Origin of the sequence: Aquimarina pacifica (genome assembly GCF_000520955.1) — a bacterium.
In the GTDB taxonomy this organism is placed as follows: Bacteria; Bacteroidota; Bacteroidia; order Flavobacteriales; family Flavobacteriaceae; genus Aquimarina; species Aquimarina pacifica.
Genome location: NZ_JACC01000014.1, coordinates 1 through 16,590, shown reverse-complemented (window position 1 = coordinate 16,590; position 16,590 = coordinate 1). Strand labels below are relative to the sequence as shown.

30 protein-coding genes are annotated in these 16,590 nt (G+C 37.3%); 27 read left to right on the top strand and 3 right to left on the bottom strand.

Translation table 11 applies throughout. The features are described from left to right. The first annotated feature begins 74 nt into the window (after positions 1 to 74). The 27 genes from DZ60_RS25120 (at position 75) to DZ60_RS0109705 (ending at position 14,116) form a co-directional block, all read left to right on the top strand. A complete protein-coding gene (locus DZ60_RS25120; RefSeq protein WP_161634382.1) occupies positions 75 to 239 on the top strand; it encodes a hypothetical protein in 165 nt (54 codons plus the stop codon). Between the two features lie 94 nt (positions 240 to 333). Continuing rightward, positions 334 to 1,263 carry a hypothetical protein gene (locus DZ60_RS0109830; protein WP_025741909.1) on the top strand — a complete coding sequence of 310 codons (930 nt, stop codon included), beginning with the start codon at positions 334 to 336 and terminating at the stop codon, positions 1,261 to 1,263. Between the two features lie 96 nt (positions 1,264 to 1,359). Further along, positions 1,360 to 1,971 carry a hypothetical protein gene (locus DZ60_RS0109825; protein WP_025741908.1) on the top strand — a complete coding sequence of 204 codons (612 nt, stop codon included), beginning with the start codon at positions 1,360 to 1,362 and terminating at the stop codon, positions 1,969 to 1,971. 4 nt (positions 1,972 to 1,975) lie between these two features. Further along, the gene (locus DZ60_RS0109820; protein WP_025741907.1) at positions 1,976 to 2,698 is read left to right on the top strand and encodes a hypothetical protein; all 723 of its coding nucleotides are present in this window, start codon (positions 1,976 to 1,978) and stop codon (positions 2,696 to 2,698) included. A 19-nt stretch (positions 2,699 to 2,717) separates the two neighbouring features. Then, complete coding sequence (locus DZ60_RS25115; RefSeq protein ID WP_161634381.1) at positions 2,718 to 2,873, top strand: hypothetical protein; 156 nt, start codon at positions 2,718 to 2,720, stop codon at positions 2,871 to 2,873. Continuing rightward, on the top strand, positions 2,857 to 3,084 hold the full coding sequence (locus tag DZ60_RS0109810; protein WP_025741906.1) for a hypothetical protein: 228 nt from the start codon (positions 2,857 to 2,859) through the stop codon (positions 3,082 to 3,084). The genes DZ60_RS25115 and DZ60_RS0109810 overlap by 17 nt, the downstream gene beginning before the upstream one ends. Before the next feature lie 20 nt (positions 3,085 to 3,104). Beyond that, complete coding sequence (locus DZ60_RS0109805; RefSeq protein WP_025741905.1) at positions 3,105 to 3,560, top strand: hypothetical protein; 456 nt, start codon at positions 3,105 to 3,107, stop codon at positions 3,558 to 3,560. Positions 3,561 to 3,568: 8 nt separating this feature from the next. After that, entirely contained in the window at positions 3,569 to 4,321 is a 753-nt protein-coding gene (locus DZ60_RS0109800; protein WP_025741904.1) for a hypothetical protein, read from the top strand. Then, positions 4,321 to 6,048: a YncE family protein gene (locus DZ60_RS0109795; RefSeq protein WP_025741903.1), complete on the top strand. Its 1,728-nt coding sequence runs from the start codon at positions 4,321 to 4,323 to the stop codon at positions 6,046 to 6,048. Before DZ60_RS0109800 ends, DZ60_RS0109795 begins: the two co-directional genes overlap by 1 nt. Positions 6,049 to 6,087: 39 nt before the next feature. Continuing rightward, positions 6,088 to 6,588, top strand: a complete 501-nt coding sequence (locus DZ60_RS0109790; protein ID WP_025741902.1) for a hypothetical protein — start codon at positions 6,088 to 6,090, stop codon at positions 6,586 to 6,588. Positions 6,589 to 6,592: 4 nt separating this feature from the next. After that, positions 6,593 to 6,781, top strand: a complete 189-nt coding sequence (locus DZ60_RS25110) for a hypothetical protein (protein ID WP_025741901.1) — start codon at positions 6,593 to 6,595, stop codon at positions 6,779 to 6,781. Between the two features lie 6 nt (positions 6,782 to 6,787). Next, positions 6,788 to 7,246, top strand: a complete 459-nt coding sequence (locus tag DZ60_RS0109780) for a hypothetical protein (protein WP_025741900.1) — start codon at positions 6,788 to 6,790, stop codon at positions 7,244 to 7,246. After that, positions 7,243 to 7,734 carry a hypothetical protein gene (locus DZ60_RS0109775; protein WP_025741899.1) on the top strand — a complete coding sequence of 164 codons (492 nt, stop codon included), beginning with the start codon at positions 7,243 to 7,245 and terminating at the stop codon, positions 7,732 to 7,734. The genes DZ60_RS0109780 and DZ60_RS0109775 overlap by 4 nt, the downstream gene beginning before the upstream one ends. 13 nt (positions 7,735 to 7,747) lie before the next feature. Continuing rightward, the gene (locus DZ60_RS0109770) at positions 7,748 to 8,257 is read left to right on the top strand and encodes a hypothetical protein (RefSeq protein ID WP_025741898.1); all 510 of its coding nucleotides are present in this window, start codon (positions 7,748 to 7,750) and stop codon (positions 8,255 to 8,257) included. A 22-nt stretch (positions 8,258 to 8,279) separates the two neighbouring features. Then, entirely contained in the window at positions 8,280 to 8,753 is a 474-nt protein-coding gene (locus tag DZ60_RS24165; RefSeq protein WP_025741897.1) for a hypothetical protein, read from the top strand. After that, complete coding sequence (locus DZ60_RS0109760) at positions 8,750 to 9,187, top strand: peptidoglycan-binding domain-containing protein (protein WP_025741896.1); 438 nt, start codon at positions 8,750 to 8,752, stop codon at positions 9,185 to 9,187. Before DZ60_RS24165 ends, DZ60_RS0109760 begins: the two co-directional genes overlap by 4 nt. Beyond that, a complete protein-coding gene (locus DZ60_RS0109755) occupies positions 9,177 to 9,419 on the top strand; it encodes a hypothetical protein (protein ID WP_025741895.1) in 243 nt (80 codons plus the stop codon). Before DZ60_RS0109760 ends, DZ60_RS0109755 begins: the two co-directional genes overlap by 11 nt. A gap of 3 nt (positions 9,420 to 9,422) precedes the next feature. Continuing rightward, positions 9,423 to 9,773, top strand: coding sequence for a hypothetical protein (locus DZ60_RS0109750; protein ID WP_025741894.1), 351 nt, complete (start codon positions 9,423 to 9,425; stop codon positions 9,771 to 9,773). Next, positions 9,770 to 10,039 carry a hypothetical protein gene (locus tag DZ60_RS22830; RefSeq protein ID WP_025741893.1) on the top strand — a complete coding sequence of 90 codons (270 nt, stop codon included), beginning with the start codon at positions 9,770 to 9,772 and terminating at the stop codon, positions 10,037 to 10,039. The genes DZ60_RS0109750 and DZ60_RS22830 overlap by 4 nt, the downstream gene beginning before the upstream one ends. 56 nt (positions 10,040 to 10,095) lie before the next feature. Then, the gene (locus DZ60_RS0109740; RefSeq protein WP_025741892.1) at positions 10,096 to 10,542 is read left to right on the top strand and encodes a hypothetical protein; all 447 of its coding nucleotides are present in this window, start codon (positions 10,096 to 10,098) and stop codon (positions 10,540 to 10,542) included. Between the two features lie 3 nt (positions 10,543 to 10,545). Further along, positions 10,546 to 11,172, top strand: coding sequence for a glycoside hydrolase family 73 protein (locus DZ60_RS22825; protein WP_025741891.1), 627 nt, complete (start codon positions 10,546 to 10,548; stop codon positions 11,170 to 11,172). Between the two features lies 1 nt (position 11,173). Further along, on the top strand, positions 11,174 to 11,473 hold the full coding sequence (locus DZ60_RS0109730) for a hypothetical protein (RefSeq protein ID WP_025741890.1): 300 nt from the start codon (positions 11,174 to 11,176) through the stop codon (positions 11,471 to 11,473). Then, a complete protein-coding gene (locus DZ60_RS25105) occupies positions 11,470 to 11,610 on the top strand; it encodes a hypothetical protein (protein ID WP_161634380.1) in 141 nt (46 codons plus the stop codon). The genes DZ60_RS0109730 and DZ60_RS25105 overlap by 4 nt, the downstream gene beginning before the upstream one ends. Before the next feature lie 13 nt (positions 11,611 to 11,623). Beyond that, positions 11,624 to 12,094, top strand: coding sequence for a D-Ala-D-Ala carboxypeptidase family metallohydrolase (locus tag DZ60_RS0109720; RefSeq protein WP_081740455.1), 471 nt, complete (start codon positions 11,624 to 11,626; stop codon positions 12,092 to 12,094). Positions 12,095 to 12,106: 12 nt separating this feature from the next. Next, entirely contained in the window at positions 12,107 to 12,547 is a 441-nt protein-coding gene (locus tag DZ60_RS0109715) for a hypothetical protein (RefSeq protein ID WP_025741888.1), read from the top strand. Further along, the gene (locus tag DZ60_RS0109710; RefSeq protein WP_025741887.1) at positions 12,544 to 13,476 is read left to right on the top strand and encodes an IPT/TIG domain-containing protein; all 933 of its coding nucleotides are present in this window, start codon (positions 12,544 to 12,546) and stop codon (positions 13,474 to 13,476) included. Before DZ60_RS0109715 ends, DZ60_RS0109710 begins: the two co-directional genes overlap by 4 nt. A gap of 130 nt (positions 13,477 to 13,606) precedes the next feature. Beyond that, positions 13,607 to 14,116, top strand: coding sequence for a hypothetical protein (locus DZ60_RS0109705; protein ID WP_025741886.1), 510 nt, complete (start codon positions 13,607 to 13,609; stop codon positions 14,114 to 14,116). A gap of 25 nt (positions 14,117 to 14,141) precedes the next feature. Here the strand turns inward: DZ60_RS0109705 and DZ60_RS0109700 are convergent, their stop codons facing one another. The 3 genes from DZ60_RS0109700 to DZ60_RS22820 form a co-directional block, all read right to left on the bottom strand. Beyond that, entirely contained in the window at positions 14,142 to 14,696 is a 555-nt protein-coding gene (locus DZ60_RS0109700) for a Yip1 family protein (protein ID WP_025741885.1), read from the bottom strand. Between the two features lie 222 nt (positions 14,697 to 14,918). Then, entirely contained in the window at positions 14,919 to 15,314 is a 396-nt protein-coding gene (locus DZ60_RS0109695; RefSeq protein WP_025741884.1) for a hypothetical protein, read from the bottom strand. Further along, positions 15,314 to 16,590: RHS repeat-associated core domain-containing protein (locus DZ60_RS22820; protein WP_034229318.1), on the bottom strand; the 1,277-nt coding region annotated here is incomplete at its 5' end. The genes DZ60_RS22820 and DZ60_RS0109695, both read right to left, overlap by 1 nt.

The window sequence follows — 16,590 nt, the reverse complement described above, 5'->3', positions numbered from 1 at the left end:
TGTAAAAATACCTTCTGAATTTAGCCAGAGGTTTAGACACCTTTTGATATTAATTTTTAAAACAAATAGGACACATGGTAAAATCCAAAGGTTACAGTTTTGGTGGCATGATCACTGTTGGAGTGATGGGTATTTTCATAGGAGCAATGTTAGGCACTTATGGAATAGCACCAATGCAAGCTAGAAAAAAACAAGAGTTAGCATCTGCAAAACATAAACTATCCGGTAAGACCTCATAACCCTTTGAACAGGTGTGGTTGAAACCACTTTACGTTGTGAGCTGCCAGTTATCTGGAGGTAAACACTGTCCTGAACAGTTAAACACAAAACAAGATGAGTGATTATAATGATGAATTAATGCGATATCAGAATGATGCAGAAGATCATTTTGATGACTATGATAGTGGTGATATGGAAATCTATGACGGTTACGATGATCAGGAGGATGAAGACGATTTCGATAGTGGTTTCGAAGGCAATGAAGATGCCTACGATGATTATGACGAAGAATATGAAGATGAATATATCGAAGAGTACCCAGAAGAAGCCTATGATGACTATAGAACGACCTCAGTCGGTAAAATTGACCCAAATGACCGTACCCTAACGGTGGTGATTAAAAACACTTCAGGAGAATCAGCCGAAGCCATTGTTTTTGGAGGTAATGAAGAAGCAGCCCAACCTACAGGAGTTACGGTTACTGTGGAGGAAAGTTCGCACAAGGAAGTCCGGGAAGAATCGAAATCCAACCCGTTTATGATTTCGGGGATGAAATATTCGGTGAGTGACCCCTTGCAATTTGATAATGTTCTTAAGTTAACCACCAGAACCGCAGCGGGATCAAATACAGTAAGAGTATTTCAGCCACGTAATGCTACATCACCTCAAAACTTCACACAACAATTAATAGATTCAGAAGGTTTTGAGATGGATGTTACGGGTCAGAATTCCATACGTCTAACCATCAATGCTGGCGTCACTGCGGTATTTACGTTCACAATTAAGGCAAGAGCCAATATGGGGAATCTTCTAAAAGGAAGAAATGTGGCGGAATTATCAAGAGTTCCCAGAACCACCGGATTGCCTCAAATTGACTTACGTAGAAGACGGAAACGTCCATCTGCATTTGGAATAAAACCAAGGAGAGTGCGCAGTGTAAGACGACGAGTACCTTCCTCTCGCAGAAGAAGAAGTACCAGAGGGCGAGTACGAAGATACCCAATGTCTTTAGCCGGTAGGAGAAGACGTTCACGATATAGATAATATAATAATTCCTACTCTTTAACCCCAATTCCCTGATGAAACAGTCAAAGCAAAGCATTCTGAGCTTTGGCTGTTTCTTTCTAAAAGACAATAGCTATGAGAAATAACTTTGCCCAGAATAGCATCGATTATATGGTGTACAGCAATCCTAAAAAAGTTCAGGAAATGCTCCATGACTTCGGTAGTGAGACTTCTGTCAATCCTCATAAATTGGTTAGCCTTACCAAGGCATTAATTCGACAAAAAGGGAAAGAAGTACTTCCTAAACTATTACAGCTTCACCCAGATAAAAAAGCAATTTTAGGGCTTGTTAAAAGTACAAAGAAATGTAATTCCTGTAATCAGGATACGTATAACGAGGAAGATAATTTTTGTGGTACCTGTGGTCATTCTAATTACAATGGATCTGGTGATGAAGATGCTTTTTTAGATCAGTTTTCGGATGCATCTGATCAGGAAGTGAAAAGTTATTACAATCAGGTCGTCAAAAAATCCAATACTAACCCGAATGATCAAAAATTGGCATCTGAGGTGCAGATGGTATGGAATGAATTACGACAACGAAAACTAGTCCAAACCACTCCCGAAAAGCAAGCCCCTACTGTACAAGGGAGGCTTACCAACTTATTTAAGGAAGAATATGTGGTGATTGCTTTGGCTTTTATCTCAGGGTATCTTATTGGAATGAAAAGCATAACTCAAAAGTAAACGTATGCAACAGCAACAATATAACGTGACCATTGAACTGGTAAGCCATATTATTCTAACCAAACCCGATGCGATCACACGATTAATAGCAAAACATGGCATTACCTACCAGACCATTCCTAGTAATGATGAATTGGTAGAATCGGTCTTACACCTGATGAAAACCAGTGATGCTTTTATAGAAGAATTAGGGGATCAGATTACGATTCATGCACAGCAAAAAAGTAAGGAGCTGATCAGTTTGGAGCAATCCGGCTATATCACCTATCACGATAACGGAGAGGACGAGTTTTTTGGTTCACTCCTTAAAGTGGGGTTGAAAGCTGTTGGTGGACTCATTAAAAAGGGTGTAAAAAAAATTGGAAAGGGAAGGAAGAAAGGAAGGAAGTCTTCTTCCGGTTCATCAAATTCAGTATCCAAAGCCATCGCTCAGACAGCTCAGATTCGTAAAGATTTACAAAACAAGATCCGAATTTTAGAGAAAAAAAATCGTAGCGCAATGGTGGCAGCCGTGGCAGCACGCAGGAAAATGGAAAAGGAACATAAACTGAAACAGGCACAAGCTAAGAAAGCTTTAGAAAAGGAAAAACAGAAAAACAAAAAGACCATGATTATAGGAGCAGCGATTTTAGGAACCTTTCTGGTGGGAGGCACCATTTATTTAACCAGTAGATCAAAACCCTCTCAAGTAACCTATATGCCTAATCAACCGATGATGGCAACCTAATGCCTAAAAAAATAATTCTATGATACCCAAAAAAATGAAAGAAGAACAAAACCAACCCAAGGATACCTCGAAGATGATGAAAATTGGTATCGGTGTAGGGATCACAGTTTTGGCTATTACAGGAGTGATGTATCTAATGAACAAACAAGTGAAAGCAAATGAGCGTATTGGCTGAATTAATTGAACAAGAATTTACAGAATCAGGCGTATTCCCCTTGGGTTTTTTATATGCTTCTGTTAAAAATGTGGGAACGACCACTGCCATAGTCAATGGTCTTGAATTGGAGGCAGGGGAGGCAAAAGATTATCCGTTTGTGGGCAAACCCTACCCGGAGAAACCCTTCGATCCACAAGATTCTACACTCTATGTAATGTGTGTTTATTAATAACTTTTAAAACTACTACCATGATAGCAGGAGAAACAGAAATGCTTTTAAATGAAGAATATGATGATTTCATTTTTGGCAACAAAGAGAAAAGAGCCGCTCGAAAAAAAGCGAGACAAGAAAAACGTGCCCTACGGCGAAATGCTCCCAAGCGAATAGAACGGCGAAAAAGAAGAAAAGACACCCTACAAAAGATAGGGCAAGCCGTTACTGATTTGGGTGGTGCCACAGCAATAGGAGGTGCGGTCGATACTTTATTGAATACTTCTGACCCCATCCAAGGTCAACCTACTGTTAATACCCCTTCAGATTATGCAGTAGGGATCGGTGCCAAAGAACCAGAAGATCAAAAGAAAGGCAAAAGTACAACCACACTGATTTTATATGGAGTGATAGGAATACTTGTGGTTGGGGGCGTAGGAACATTAATCTACCAATCTCAAAAAAACAAATACATATCCATTCAGAAAAACTAAAGGTCATCATGCTGATTCCGATACCCTCTAATAAACAACGCTTTACCATTGCCATCCTGATCAAGGTTGATTGGGCAATGTCTATTGGTATTAAGGTATATGATCCCTTTGTTCCCAATACCCATTATTTCCGCAGGAAAGCTTTTTTAGAAGACGGGCAAAAAAGGAAGATCTATATCTCCTTACCCGTTACTCCAGAGGAATTAGAAATCGACATCTATGATAAAAAAACAGGAGGTGATCAAGGGATAGAGATTATTGATTTTAACGTTATCAAAATGGCAGCTCCCCAATTTTGGGCAACTCCAGAACAAGAACGTTTTATGGATTTTGCCATTCAATTTGCACAAAAAGCAGGCTATGTTCCTCCTGGGTTTTATGATAGTCCAAAAGAAGAATTTCTATTTCAATACCTGCCCACCATTACCAATGAACATGGAAAAGAATTGATCACCCCTGCGAGGACGCATAGGCAGATGCCAAGAGTTCAAATCTCACAGCGTATGTTTAAAACATTTTCGATTCCCATTCGTGTTGTGATTCTTGCCCATGAAGGATGCCATTGGTTTTTAAATACCCGTAGTCAAAAAACTGCCGATTTATGCGGTATCCGACAGTATTTGGATTATGGTTTTCCAAAAATTGAAGCGGTATATGCAGCTACAAAAATATTTAACCGTTACCCAGAATTCGTCGGTGCTTCGCAAGTGCAACGCACCAAAGATATTATTCAATTCATCGATCAATATACAGCAGCCTAATGAAAAAAAGTACCGAAATAACAGTAATGGCAGTTGCAAGCATTGGTATGACGCTAGTGTCTGTGTGGCTTTGGTACGATACATCCAAAAAGGCAACTCTGAAGAAACAAACCATTCCGGATACTAGAGAAGATTCATTTGTGATGGACGATGAAACTACAGACTTTTTCACGGCGGAAATAAAGAAGCCTTCTTCTTTATCTAGTGTCCATAAGGCTAGACCATTGAAAATACCTAGATCCGTACCCACCCGATATAAAACGGTTTCAAAATTAACGCAAGAGCAATTTTATAAAAAATTACAACAGTCGTATGAAGCCACCCAAGTGACATTGACCAATACATCGGGTATTGAGCGAGACATCAGACTGTGGGCAGGGAATAAAAAACCTCCGATTAGTCCAACCCTACCTGAAGATATAGAAGATGCTACGATAACCACGATTTCGACAAGCTCAGTTCAAGGCACAGGCGTATATGCCCAAGGGGTGATTGTAAACCCATTGAATGGATATACCTATATCGCAAACCAATTATCTCATAATATTACTGTGATGCATATGACGAAAGTAGTTTCCTTCATACCTATATCTACTACTAGTAGTAGTAGCCCCTATGGGGATTCGCCCGTAGATCTTGTTCCCATTACGTTAGCCAATTCCCCCAAATACGGTTGGGTCTACGTGGCGAATTGTATAGGTAATACCGTAACGGTTATTAATACTGATTTAGAAGTGGTTGATACCATTGAGGTGGGTCGAAGACCCATTACCATCGCTTTTAATTCCTTTACTCAGAAACTATATGTTGCCAATATAGGGGATGATACCATTAGTGTGATTGATATTGAAACACATACTGTGGATGCGACATTGGTGGTGGGGAAAGCCCCCACTAGTATTACCACAATTGAAGAGACAGGCTTTGCGTATGTTGTAAATTCAAAAGACAACAGTATCACTGTGATCAGCGATGAATTTGACATTGTAGATACCATTGTACTTTCTGAAGGTGGTCTTACAACAGCAGCCTATCACCCTGAGAATAATTCTTTATATGTGGTATCATCGAGTGAAAATGTAGTTATTCCTATAGATCTTGGAAGCAATACAGTTCGAACAGCAATAGCGGTTGGGAACACACCGGATCAAATCGTATATCACCCAAATAACCAATTTCTTTATGTTGGGAATCGCGGAGATAACACCTATAGTATCCTCTCTAGCGAGGATCAAGTGGTTTATACCTTGTCTTTAGGCAAGGTGGGAACAGGAATTGTCATAGATTCTGATAGCAATACCGTGTTTAGTACTGATCCTTTATCGTCTGATATCACCCAAATCAGTTATGCAGAAGAAAGCAGTGCGGTTTTAATCAATGAAGAGTATCATGCAAAACGCGAGGATTTTATGCACAACCCTGCACGAATTCGACATGTGAAGTTTGTGATGTCGGGGCAGCATCGATTAACGGTGCTAAAACTAGAAAAAGAAAACAGTACAGGTACTAAGGAAAGTATCCCCATCGGATTTTCTAATTATTACCATCCTCAGAATTTTAGCAATGTTGCCGAAGTTTTTGAAATGAAAGGATCACTCATCGATGGGCAGCATGGATGGTTTTTCAAAATTGGAGCCTATCAGACCATTACTATTCTGACCTATTATACGCAGCTTGATAAAAAAGAGCTACTCGGTAGTACGTCTCGTAGGGTTTCACGCCATTAAAAAACACAATGTATAACACGTAAAAAACAAAATAAGACCATGAAAAAGATAGATTTTTTAGTCATTCAAAGCACAGAAACAGGGGAAGGTATATCCGTTACTCCACAGGAAATTGTAATGGTTCATACAAGTGATCTCAGGCAAGGAGGAATGGGTTGGAATCGTCCCGGTATTGACATCCTTATTCAGCCTGATGGAACAATAGATACGCTTATTTCGGATGCCAATATAACAGATGTGGACTTATGGGGTTTTTCGGAAGGTAAAGAAGGGATCAATGGTGTTTTTAAGACCATTGCATTTGTGGGTGGAAGGACCGAAAAAGAAACAAAATCTAAAGATACCCGAACCAATGAGCAACTACGAACATTAGAAATTTTAATAGGGTATTATACCCTGAACTTTCCGAATATCCAAGTTTTAGGTTTTGATGAAGCTCCTCATAAATCGGGCAGTGAAAACCCTGGTTTTGATGTAGCGATATATCTTGAAGAAATAGGAGTAGAGGAAAAAAATATCTACAAAAAACTGAAAGACTGACCCTATGAAAACTTTTGTGTTCCCCTTTGCGCTAGGCTTCTTATTGGGGCGATATATGTACTTAAATCATACTAAAAAGGAAGCTCTTGATAGAGAAGCTCGTATACAACAGCGATTGTTGGATGCTTTAGAAGATTTAGGGCTTTCAGAGCGTGACAGCTCCATCACAAGTACATCGATTTTAAAACCCTGATCCGATATGCCTATTGAAGTAAAAATAAAGAATCTATCATTTTTGGTCCCGGAATCTAATGACCCCTGCGAAGTATGGGTTGCGTATTTCAATAGCCTAAAAAAGTCTGTTGGAATAACCAATGCGCGCATGTTGTGGATGTTGACATGGAAATCCAATGGGGCATCTACCTGCACTACCAATGGTGATTTTAATACATGGTTGAAGAAAAATAGCATAGACGTGTCTAGTGCAGCTACCAGAGCCATTGCAGATGTGACAGAAATCGGGAGCAACTTTATGGGGATGTCTAAAAACCTCTCTAAAGTAGCTTCGGTGGCTATCCCAGCGACACTCTTACTCATATTGGCAAGCATAGGAGTCATTCTATGGAATACTTCCAAAAAAGTAGATGTTGCAGATATAGCCATGTTGACTCCAGTAGGAAGATCTATAAGCTTGGGGACTAACGTAGTAAGCAAATGAGAAAAACAGTCGGATTAAAAATCACAGCAGGACTGGTAGGAGTACTTTTTTTAAGTGCGGGTTTTGTGGCGATCAGAAACAGAAAGCGTGATCATCTCGCCTCTGATTTATATACTGAATTATCAAAAAGACTTAACCCTACAAAAGGAGTTGAAAACGAAGAAGCATTAGATATCGCCTATATGAACAAGGTCTTAAATCAAGTACATGGAAACGTACTCTTTCTCAATGATGCGATGGCGCGGAATCATGCCAAAAGAATTCATGATGCTTTTCGTGCATGGTATTTCGGGGGAGATAAGGAAGATCAAATTTATGCTGTTTTGCGGAATCTAAAAGACAAAGTACAGGTATCTCAGGTCGCAAAAGCATACCATAAAAGCTATCAACTGAATCTTAAAGATCAGCTTCAAAATCGATTGGATGGTGATGAAATCAAAACGGCTTTAAGCATTATAGCGACACTGCCTTCCTATAGAATCACATAAACACAATATAAGGATGAATATATCAAAAGACATGAGATGGGTGATTGGAATTGCAGGTTTGGCCATAGGGGGATATTTCCTATTCAAACACTCTAAAAAGGAAGCGGATATTTCATTAGGAAGTATGTCGAGTACTGCAAAACCTGTAAAGATCAATCAAGGAGGCAGAGCCACCGCACTGGTAGAACCCAATTGGAATGCATCATTTGATATGAATTATGTAAATGATGTCAAAAAATGGTTGCAAGGAAAACCAATAGTGCGTCTTTCACAACTACAGGCAACAAAGTTTGCTAAACAAATCAAAGAAGCCAAAAGAAGCTTTAATGATGATGAAGAAGCTGTAGCACAAGTATTCAAAAGACTACAGGATAAAACACAGGTAGCAGATCTATCCCGTGTTTTTTATGTGCAATACAAAAAAGACTTGTATCAGTATTTAAGATCCTTTTTAAGCAGTTCAGAAATGACTGATTTAGTAAAAAAACCTGTGAGAAATCTTCCTAAGTATAGACTCGCATAAATACTACAAAAATAATAAAGCTATGAACACAAAAAAGACGCTTTTAAAAGGAAATACAATAAAAGATCCTAAGTACACATGGGTGTATTTGGGAGTAACAGCTTTGGCTCTTGGAGGTATAGGGTATTGGTATTACCGAAAAAAAAGAGGTCAGGACGATACAGATCTGTTATCTAAAGAATTAGGTCAAATGACTAGTACTTTAACAAAAAGAACCACGGCTCCTACTACTGTGGGTGGACGTTTTCGATGCACCAATAGAAAAAACTATCCACTTGCATACGGAACATGTATGAAAGATGTGGAGATGTTGCAACAGTATTTACTAAAAGTACATCAGGCAGATTTGGGACGTTCGGGACCCCATAAAAATGGTGTAGATGGGATGTTCGGAAATAAAACCAATAAAGCAGCTAAAAAATACTTAGGAAAAACCTCCTTTTCACGTAATGATATTGAAAGTATGAAGATGGCAAATAAAATTATAAAACGATGACTATAAGCAACATAAAAAAAGAATGGATTATTGGCGCAAGTATTATAGGCATAGGGGTATTGGCATTTGCAAGCTACAAGATTGGCAAGAGTAGAAAGAAGTTTCAAGAGCATGCCGAACCTAATACACCCCAAAAAGAATTTGCCTATGTAACGACAAAGAATACTCCAGAAAAACCGATAACTACACCCCTTAAAAAGACCCCATGGTTTTTGACTTCAGGAAGCTCAGGTAAGGAAGTAGAACGCCTACAAATTTGGCTCCTACGTAATCATGGATGGAAAGGAGAAGTTACTGGAGTTTTTGATGATCAAACCCTGAGTCTGGTGCGAAAAGTATTCAAGCAAAATGGAATTGATAAAACAACCTACCAGAAGTATAAAATGGGGGTCCCTATCCACGAACAGATCAAAGCTCAAACCTATGGAAACTAAGAAGAAAAATTTAAAAACCTATTTGGACGCGCTAGTGGATAAGGATGGTATAAAAACCGAGGTAACCATCACCATGACCGATCAAACTTTGATCAAACTTATTCTTGCAGCCATGGGTTGTGGTATTGGTTTGGTGGTGATTGCTCAACTGGTAAAAAAACAGTTTCCCAACCAAGAATTAAAAAAAATTCAAAATCAAATTAGTAGTATTCATAACACCCTAAAATCATAAAGCATGCAAGCAGTTTTTTATTCAATTTCGCAATATATCTTAGCCTTAGATTGGTCGTATATGTTGACTTTTATTCTAATCAGTTATGCCCTTACGCATTACAAAGTGAGTGAGTTTATTGCTCATGGATTAGGCTTTTCTTTACAAACAAGGTATCAAGTGGTGGTCATTGGTTTCTTGTATGGAATTCTCACTTATTTTATCAATGGCTATGAATTTTTGGAAATACAACGTTTGTTTCAATCGTTTGTGTTTGCTATGATATTCCACAAATTGTTATTAGAGAATCTGTTTGACCCTTTTTTAAGGAGAAAACGAAAAGATGCAGAATACCCAGAAGACGAAATCTTATGAAACGAAAATATCAATGGGCGCTACCAGTATTCTTATGCCTAACCTTGTTTATGACACTTTTCTTTTTAATTCCCAAAGAAGATAATGAGCGAATGTTTCAAATTGAAATAGATGAGTTGCAAAGAGAAAGAAAGGCGTTACTAGAGATTAATGAGGTGCAGGATACAAAAATGAAAAGTTTACAACACCAGAATGATAGTTTGATCCTCATTATTGAAGAACAAAACTTCGCTTTAGATCAATCTAAATCAGTATGGTTGGATTAATTATGGTACTGCCAGAAATACAATAATTTATTAGAATATATACTAATTAAAAAATCATGGGATATCAAAGTAATCAAAATGCAACACCCACGGTTGTTAGCAGAAACCAGCAAGAAGTTCTTACGATTGATGATCAGAATATTGATTTAGAAAAAGTCTTTTACCTCAATGATCAAAATGTATATGCAATTGTAAATGAGAATTTGGTGACTTGTATCGACATTCGATTGCGAAAAGTTGGTGGAGCTGGAGAGTTTGGTTCTCTTGGAACAGGAGGAACTATTTTAAAATTACCTGCTCCTGAGGGCGTAAGTGGTTTTGTTTCATGGACCACCCAAAGCACTGAGGGGAATCAATTCTATTGCCGAATGAGTAGCTTCGGAATAGTTGTTATTGAGGGACAGTTGACCTCTGATCTAGATGAAATCGTGTTGAATTTCCCGAGCTATATTGCAAAAACTCCACTGGAATTTGCGACAGTTCCTGCTTTTAATATCCCTTAGATTATGACAATAAAGGAACGGTTTGTAATTCAATATTATGCGCATGCAAAAAAGGCATCTAAAAAATCAGGAATTCCTGTGGTTTTTGCCCTAGCACAATGCGCATTAGAGACTGGTTGGGGAAAGTCTATCAAAGGAAATATGATGTTTGGGATTAAAAAAGGTTCAGGTAGAGATTATGGAGGATGGTCACATGGCCAGAGTCAGTTAATTACTACAACGGAATATTCAACCTCTTCTGCAAAAAACTATCCTTTTATATATCCAGGATACCCTATTCAGTATAAGGGGAAATGGAAGTATAAGATTAAAGATGTGTTTCGTGCCTATCCGTCCCCCTTTTACTCCTTTTTAGATTGGGCAGGATTGTTGGTTAATAATGTGCGCTATCGATATGCCATGCAGCATAAAAAGAACCCGTATCGCTTCGCTGAAGAAGTAGCAAAAGCTGGATATGCCACTGACCCAAATTATGCGGATAAAATTAAAAGGCTTATGAAAGAGATTGAACAGATTATCGCTCTAAAAAAACTAAATAAAGGAAATACGAATAGTATACTACCACTCCTTATCATGGGTGTTAGTCTACTTGCTATTGTGACGGTAGTAATGCAACAAAAGTTTGAATAAAATGGAATATTTAAAATTAATCATAGCTCTTTTTTGTGCAACGGGATTCTGGAGGGGACTTGAGTTTCTTTTTCAACATCAGTTGAACAAGAAATTTAAAAAAGCTGAAATCCGTAATCTTAATGAGCAGTCGAATGACAAAGTAATCTCTAATTGGATTACGTGGTCAGATAAAATGGAGGAAAGGATAGAAGAGTTAGAGAAAGATAACAAAGAAATGCGCCAGATCATCTTGAAGCAAAGAGAAAAAATTAATGTGTTGGAAGCCGAATTAAAAAAATATCAAAAACAACAACAATGAAGCCAGACAAAGGAAATATAACTATGAATATCATTTTTGGAGCCTTCTTGTTGGTAAGTATGGTACGTACTGGGATCACAATTTACGACTGGCAGAAAAGAAGAAATAATAACAAACAATGTGGTTGTGGTAACTAAGAATAAAGTACATATGCTTTACGCTTTGGGGGTTGTTTCTTGTATGGTGATTGGGGCAATTGTGCTTTCAAGAATGAAACTGCGTTCAAAGATTGATCTTACCAAATTTGATAGTCCGGATAGTCCGGGATCAGGAATATGTATGGACAAAAGATTGATTGAAATGTTGACCAAGTTGGCAAAGCTCACCAAACTTCCCATTTTTGAGATGATCAATTCAGGGGCAAGAACGCCATTTTGGAATCGTAAAGTTGGAGGAGTGTCGAATTCTGCTCATAAAACACCTAAATGTATGGCGGTAGATATCAAAGCACCTACCCTTGCCATTAGAAATAAATTAGTAGTTGCTGCCAAATTAGTAGGTTTTAAACGGATTGGTGTCGCAAATACCTTTGTTCATCTTGATGTCGATGCTACTAAATCCCAAAATGTAGCTTGGGGGTATCCCTCTGGAACCAAACCACCCATTAATCCTTTTACCTAAAAAAAACAGTTCATGAGTTATCTAGATCGGATTCAAAAACGTACCTATCCCAGAGGAAATACAGCCACAATTTTAAATTATTTGGAGGAATTAATATTGATTAATGCAAAGGAGGTGGGTTTACTACCAATCCCTGAAGAAATGGAGGGATATCAAGACCTTGAAGTGACTTCTTCTGTTTTTGCAAGTTTAGCAGTTCCAGAAGCAGCAACCTCTGCTACAATAATGGTAGAAGCTAATATTTCTTCGGAAAACACAACTAGAGTGGTTCGCTTCAAGGAATTTGGCATCCCCACTCCTGATTCAGGGTTTGCACTTGGGGATAATGATATTTTTGAACTCGTTGGATACGAAAATTTACAGCGTTTTAAAGTTATTGCCATAGAATCAGAGCTAACCCAGTTCTTACGAGTACAATTTTATACAACAGCGCAAACAGCATCATCAATATGAGAACGATTAGAACAGCACGATTTATAAGAGGGAATCAAAATACCCAGAGCGGATTGTTTTTATCTCCCTATATAACAGAAGTTATACGAGGAAGATTACCCAAAAACACTACACAAACCGTAACGATAAAGGGGCATCATTTTGATCCCGGATCAACCGTTAAAATAGTTGAGCAAAGTATAGAGATTGCGGAAGTAAACTTTATTAACCCTACGCAAATTGATATTGTCATTACCTCTTGTGATGTAGAAGGATTGTTCACTGTGGTGGTTTGTAATAATGACTTGGACTCAGGAGACAGTGGTAAGGATCTTGTCGAAGTAAAAGATGGTGTCTGGATTGATCTTCGAACTATTGACCTTGGTGATTCGGAATTATTAGATAAAACATTAGGAGTATTTGTATTACAGGATGTTAATAGAGGCTTATTTGCAGGAGGGGAAGGGTCATTCTGGAATCGAGGTGTAAAGTTCAAAAAATATACATGGAAACGATCCGATGCACTGGAATTTAATTTTGTATTTACCGGATTAGGATCTGGCTTCAGTATGTTTGGTATCGGGGGGTCTCATATCGATGTATCTGCCCTGGAGAATCAATCAGATTTTAAAGGGGAAATTCAACTCTTTTATGATAATGGTGGGGCAGCCCAACTTTATGGAGGAGGACAGGATGTGGATTGGATTCAAAATATCGGAATTGATCTAACTTTTGAAGATGAAAAGTTTTATAAACTCAAATTTCATCGCTCTGGAATAGAAGGGTCACTCATTGGTATATATGAGGTAGCTCCTGATGATTTTGATGTTGATATACAACTTTTGTATGAATGGGTGTCTAGCTGTCCTTCCGATGATCCTATTTTAATGCCATATTGGTCGGCAGTTAATAACAGTAACTTATTTTTAACGGCTTTTAAGATTGGATAAAATTTATAAAGTATTTCATAGTTGGAGTTTCAAAAACTGATATTCATTGTACGTATTTTTGCTTTATCAATTAAGTAGAGAAAATGGATGCGTTCTATTTTACTGTAGCAATAGAACCTAAAGTATATTCATGAGAAAACAGGAAAAACAAGAAAGTCTAAAAAGTAAATTTGATTTTGTACAACGTCTGGCTACTCAAAGCGAGATTAAAGAACTGGTAGGTTTTCTGAGCAGTGAAAAAAATATAGTACTTAGATTAGTAAGGGGCTCCGTTTTGGTGCAGGATTTCAAAAAACCAAAGGTGTTGATATATGTGTATAACCATGTCAAAATGCATACGGACAATTCAATTCTATCCATGACATTTCGTGTATTAAAAACCCCAAACGAAATGCGCCTTTTAGAAAACTATGATGCTATCTTTAATTTTGAGGAATTAAAAAAAGAAAAAGTAGAAAAGAAAGAACCTAAAGGAAGGCCTGCAGCGCCAAAAATGGAATCTATCCAGAAAGCCATTCTTATGCGAAAATACATCGAAAAATACCCGGATGTGAATAGGGATAAAACGTGTATCGAATTCGGAATCGCCAAATCAACCTATTATAGAGCAATTAAGTGGATGGATGCTCAGTTGGTGTAGCGGAGATCAAATAGGGTTTTGCAAACTATTGTAGAACCTTGATAGCTATACCTCCTATCAAAAATATGAGTAATGGAGCTATGTTAATTAGTAGCTTTTTAAATCCATATTGATTAAATTTCATTAGTCCCTGAATAAGAATTTTCAAAGCAACAAACCTACCTAGGTATATAATTGCAGTTTGTGTATTGTGGGTATTGAATTCATAACCAGACAAGTTAGGATGTTGTAAAAATGCAACCAGTATATGCCCAATGATAAGAGGTATAAAGACATATGCCAACAAAGAGAATACTTCTATATAATTAGCTTTGCCGTCAATCCATTGTCCAATTTTGAAGAGTATAAAAGCATAAAACAAACCTAACAAGATGCAAAAAAACATACAGATACATAATTGTACTAGGTTTATTATAAATGTATTCGCTTCTTGACTTTCGTCGAAATAGAAAAGAAATAGCACCATCCCATAGAGGGCAAAAATCACCATGCTTTTTCTTCTCAGATCATCTTCGAATTCGTCATCGAGAAGTTCTAAGCCTTTTCTTGTTCTAAAAAGTGTATATAGTATTGATTTCATGAATGATGTTTTGTTTATTTTTTGATGGTTTCGAAAAAATGGGAGAAATTATGTAGGAAACAAGAACACCCAAATTACTATGGAGCTATTGTATTTTTGTAAAAACCACACCAGTATATCAACCAGTGTGGATTCTATTTTATCACGCTTACCAATTACTCTTAATCGGTACGAGTCTGGAGTCATCGGGCTAGTTATAATAACTTATACTCCAACGGGAGATTAAATATAATTCTGTATTCTGTGAGAAAAAATAAATAAACCTAGAAATAGCAAGAAGCTCAGAAAAAATAGTATCAGGCAAAAAAGTTCCTTGGTTTTATTTTTTTTATAATTTTTAGAAACATCATTTTTTCTTAAATAATTAAGAATCCATTTTTTATTACTATTAAAAATTACTATCGCAAGAATTCCCATAACTCCATATATATAAAGTTTATCGTCTTTTGAAAAAACTTTAAAATGCATTAGAATATTACTAAAAATTGAAGCGAAAATAAAGAATATATAATAATTAAAAACATAAACCATTCTATTTTGCCAACCTTCAGGACTTTTTCTCTTTTCAGAAAACATCATTGCTGCATAGCAGACTTTTAACCATTTTATTATTAACATCAATCAAATATTTTATGTTCTCCAAATTTTGCATCTAACTGCCCACTAATATCAAATGAATAATCTAATACTCCATATATTAAAATTCCAGCTCCAACAACAGCAGCGACAGGAGCTCCTATAATAGAAGCTGCTCCTGCTAATACTAATATTCCAGCATCCACAAGACTTGATGTATTAATACTACCATCCATTCCATCTATATATATATTTCCAGCAGTTAAAACACTCCCTACAATTCCTGCCCTTCTTATAAGTTTAGAGCTTGCAGACAGTTTACTAGTAGAAAGAATTCTTTTCAAAGTTTGTCGTTGCACTCCGGGCTTGGGTAATTGTCTACCTGCATTTCTTATCGTCTTGTATACTTTGTAATATTTTCTATTAATAGACTTATATCCGCCTCCATTATATCTACTCCTAACTTGTGTCAAACCTGATCCGAGTAAAATATCGTTCCACCCAGTGTAATGATGTTCAAGATCTCCATAAATATCCAAAGCAGCGTTTGCATAACTAGCAAAATCTCCTTCTTTGACATATACAGGATCTAATTCTAACATTGTATCCATACTGCCTCCAGTGCCACTACTACTACCAAACATCATTTCTGCAAAATTAGCATCGTAAGGATCTGTGGTGTGATTTGTTGATCTTGTCCATGTTACTCCTTGATCATCGGGTATACTTCCCCAATTTATGGTAATACGTCCACCATTTCTAGCTCCATTATTATCGAACATTCCTGCAGAAGCCATTGAAGCATAATCTCTACCTCTATTAGATCGTGTATTAGGACCTCTCCAAGGTGATGAACGTATCCCATTTACAGCAAAATCATGATTTAGATACCGTTCTTCATGTTCAGATATTGGTTTTGATGCTTCGCCATTGGTGGTTTCATTTTCGGCATTACCCCCAGAAGGATCACTATAAAATATCGGATTATTATCAAAGGCATTATAGGTAGATAACCCATGATGTACTATCGGGTCAATACGATTCCATCGTGCGATGGCAGGGTCGTAGGAACGTAGTGGCATCTCGTACCAATTAAGTCCTAGTCCTTCTTCAAGTTCTGTATTGTTGTATTTAAGGGTGTGGGATCTGCCTGTTATAGCAGCGTTGTACCCTTTATGTTGTAATCCAAACGGATAATAATTCTTCTCTTCCACAATTTTTATTCCATCAGAATAAAACACGGTATCTACATTGTCTATAAAAAAGTGAGCGGTTTCTGTAGCACTCAATCCTGTCCCTCTTACAAACAATTCTACTT

What these genes read in the sequence shown, in the direction of transcription:
- DZ60_RS25120 (WP_161634382.1), top strand. Translation starts at nt 75, where the DNA reads ATGGTAAAATCCAAAGGTTACAGTTTTGGTGGCATGATCACTGTTGGA.
- DZ60_RS0109830 (WP_025741909.1), top strand. Translation starts at nt 334, where the DNA reads ATGAGTGATTATAATGATGAATTAATGCGATATCAGAATGATGCAGAA.
- DZ60_RS0109825 (WP_025741908.1), top strand. Translation starts at nt 1,360, where the DNA reads ATGAGAAATAACTTTGCCCAGAATAGCATCGATTATATGGTGTACAGC.
- DZ60_RS0109820 (WP_025741907.1), top strand. Translation starts at nt 1,976, where the DNA reads ATGCAACAGCAACAATATAACGTGACCATTGAACTGGTAAGCCATATT.
- DZ60_RS25115 (WP_161634381.1), top strand. Translation starts at nt 2,718, where the DNA reads ATGATACCCAAAAAAATGAAAGAAGAACAAAACCAACCCAAGGATACC.
- DZ60_RS0109810 (WP_025741906.1), top strand. Translation starts at nt 2,857, where the DNA reads ATGAGCGTATTGGCTGAATTAATTGAACAAGAATTTACAGAATCAGGC.
- DZ60_RS0109805 (WP_025741905.1), top strand. Translation starts at nt 3,105, where the DNA reads ATGATAGCAGGAGAAACAGAAATGCTTTTAAATGAAGAATATGATGAT.
- DZ60_RS0109800 (WP_025741904.1), top strand. Translation starts at nt 3,569, where the DNA reads ATGCTGATTCCGATACCCTCTAATAAACAACGCTTTACCATTGCCATC.
- DZ60_RS0109795 (WP_025741903.1), top strand. Translation starts at nt 4,321, where the DNA reads ATGAAAAAAAGTACCGAAATAACAGTAATGGCAGTTGCAAGCATTGGT.
- DZ60_RS0109790 (WP_025741902.1), top strand. Translation starts at nt 6,088, where the DNA reads ATGAAAAAGATAGATTTTTTAGTCATTCAAAGCACAGAAACAGGGGAA.
- DZ60_RS25110 (WP_025741901.1), top strand. Translation starts at nt 6,593, where the DNA reads ATGAAAACTTTTGTGTTCCCCTTTGCGCTAGGCTTCTTATTGGGGCGA.
- DZ60_RS0109780 (WP_025741900.1), top strand. Translation starts at nt 6,788, where the DNA reads ATGCCTATTGAAGTAAAAATAAAGAATCTATCATTTTTGGTCCCGGAA.
- DZ60_RS0109775 (WP_025741899.1), top strand. Translation starts at nt 7,243, where the DNA reads ATGAGAAAAACAGTCGGATTAAAAATCACAGCAGGACTGGTAGGAGTA.
- DZ60_RS0109770 (WP_025741898.1), top strand. Translation starts at nt 7,748, where the DNA reads ATGAATATATCAAAAGACATGAGATGGGTGATTGGAATTGCAGGTTTG.
- DZ60_RS24165 (WP_025741897.1), top strand. Translation starts at nt 8,280, where the DNA reads ATGAACACAAAAAAGACGCTTTTAAAAGGAAATACAATAAAAGATCCT.
- DZ60_RS0109760 (WP_025741896.1), top strand. Translation starts at nt 8,750, where the DNA reads ATGACTATAAGCAACATAAAAAAAGAATGGATTATTGGCGCAAGTATT.
- DZ60_RS0109755 (WP_025741895.1), top strand. Translation starts at nt 9,177, where the DNA reads ATGGAAACTAAGAAGAAAAATTTAAAAACCTATTTGGACGCGCTAGTG.
- DZ60_RS0109750 (WP_025741894.1), top strand. Translation starts at nt 9,423, where the DNA reads ATGCAAGCAGTTTTTTATTCAATTTCGCAATATATCTTAGCCTTAGAT.
- DZ60_RS22830 (WP_025741893.1), top strand. Translation starts at nt 9,770, where the DNA reads ATGAAACGAAAATATCAATGGGCGCTACCAGTATTCTTATGCCTAACC.
- DZ60_RS0109740 (WP_025741892.1), top strand. Translation starts at nt 10,096, where the DNA reads ATGGGATATCAAAGTAATCAAAATGCAACACCCACGGTTGTTAGCAGA.
- DZ60_RS22825 (WP_025741891.1), top strand. Translation starts at nt 10,546, where the DNA reads ATGACAATAAAGGAACGGTTTGTAATTCAATATTATGCGCATGCAAAA.
- DZ60_RS0109730 (WP_025741890.1), top strand. Translation starts at nt 11,174, where the DNA reads ATGGAATATTTAAAATTAATCATAGCTCTTTTTTGTGCAACGGGATTC.
- DZ60_RS25105 (WP_161634380.1), top strand. Translation starts at nt 11,470, where the DNA reads ATGAAGCCAGACAAAGGAAATATAACTATGAATATCATTTTTGGAGCC.
- DZ60_RS0109720 (WP_081740455.1), top strand. Translation starts at nt 11,624, where the DNA reads ATGCTTTACGCTTTGGGGGTTGTTTCTTGTATGGTGATTGGGGCAATT.
- DZ60_RS0109715 (WP_025741888.1), top strand. Translation starts at nt 12,107, where the DNA reads ATGAGTTATCTAGATCGGATTCAAAAACGTACCTATCCCAGAGGAAAT.
- DZ60_RS0109710 (WP_025741887.1), top strand. Translation starts at nt 12,544, where the DNA reads ATGAGAACGATTAGAACAGCACGATTTATAAGAGGGAATCAAAATACC.
- DZ60_RS0109705 (WP_025741886.1), top strand. Translation starts at nt 13,607, where the DNA reads ATGAGAAAACAGGAAAAACAAGAAAGTCTAAAAAGTAAATTTGATTTT.
- DZ60_RS0109700 (WP_025741885.1), bottom strand. Translation starts at nt 14,696, where the DNA reads ATGAAATCAATACTATATACACTTTTTAGAACAAGAAAAGGCTTAGAA.
- DZ60_RS0109695 (WP_025741884.1), bottom strand. Translation starts at nt 15,314, where the DNA reads ATGTTAATAATAAAATGGTTAAAAGTCTGCTATGCAGCAATGATGTTT.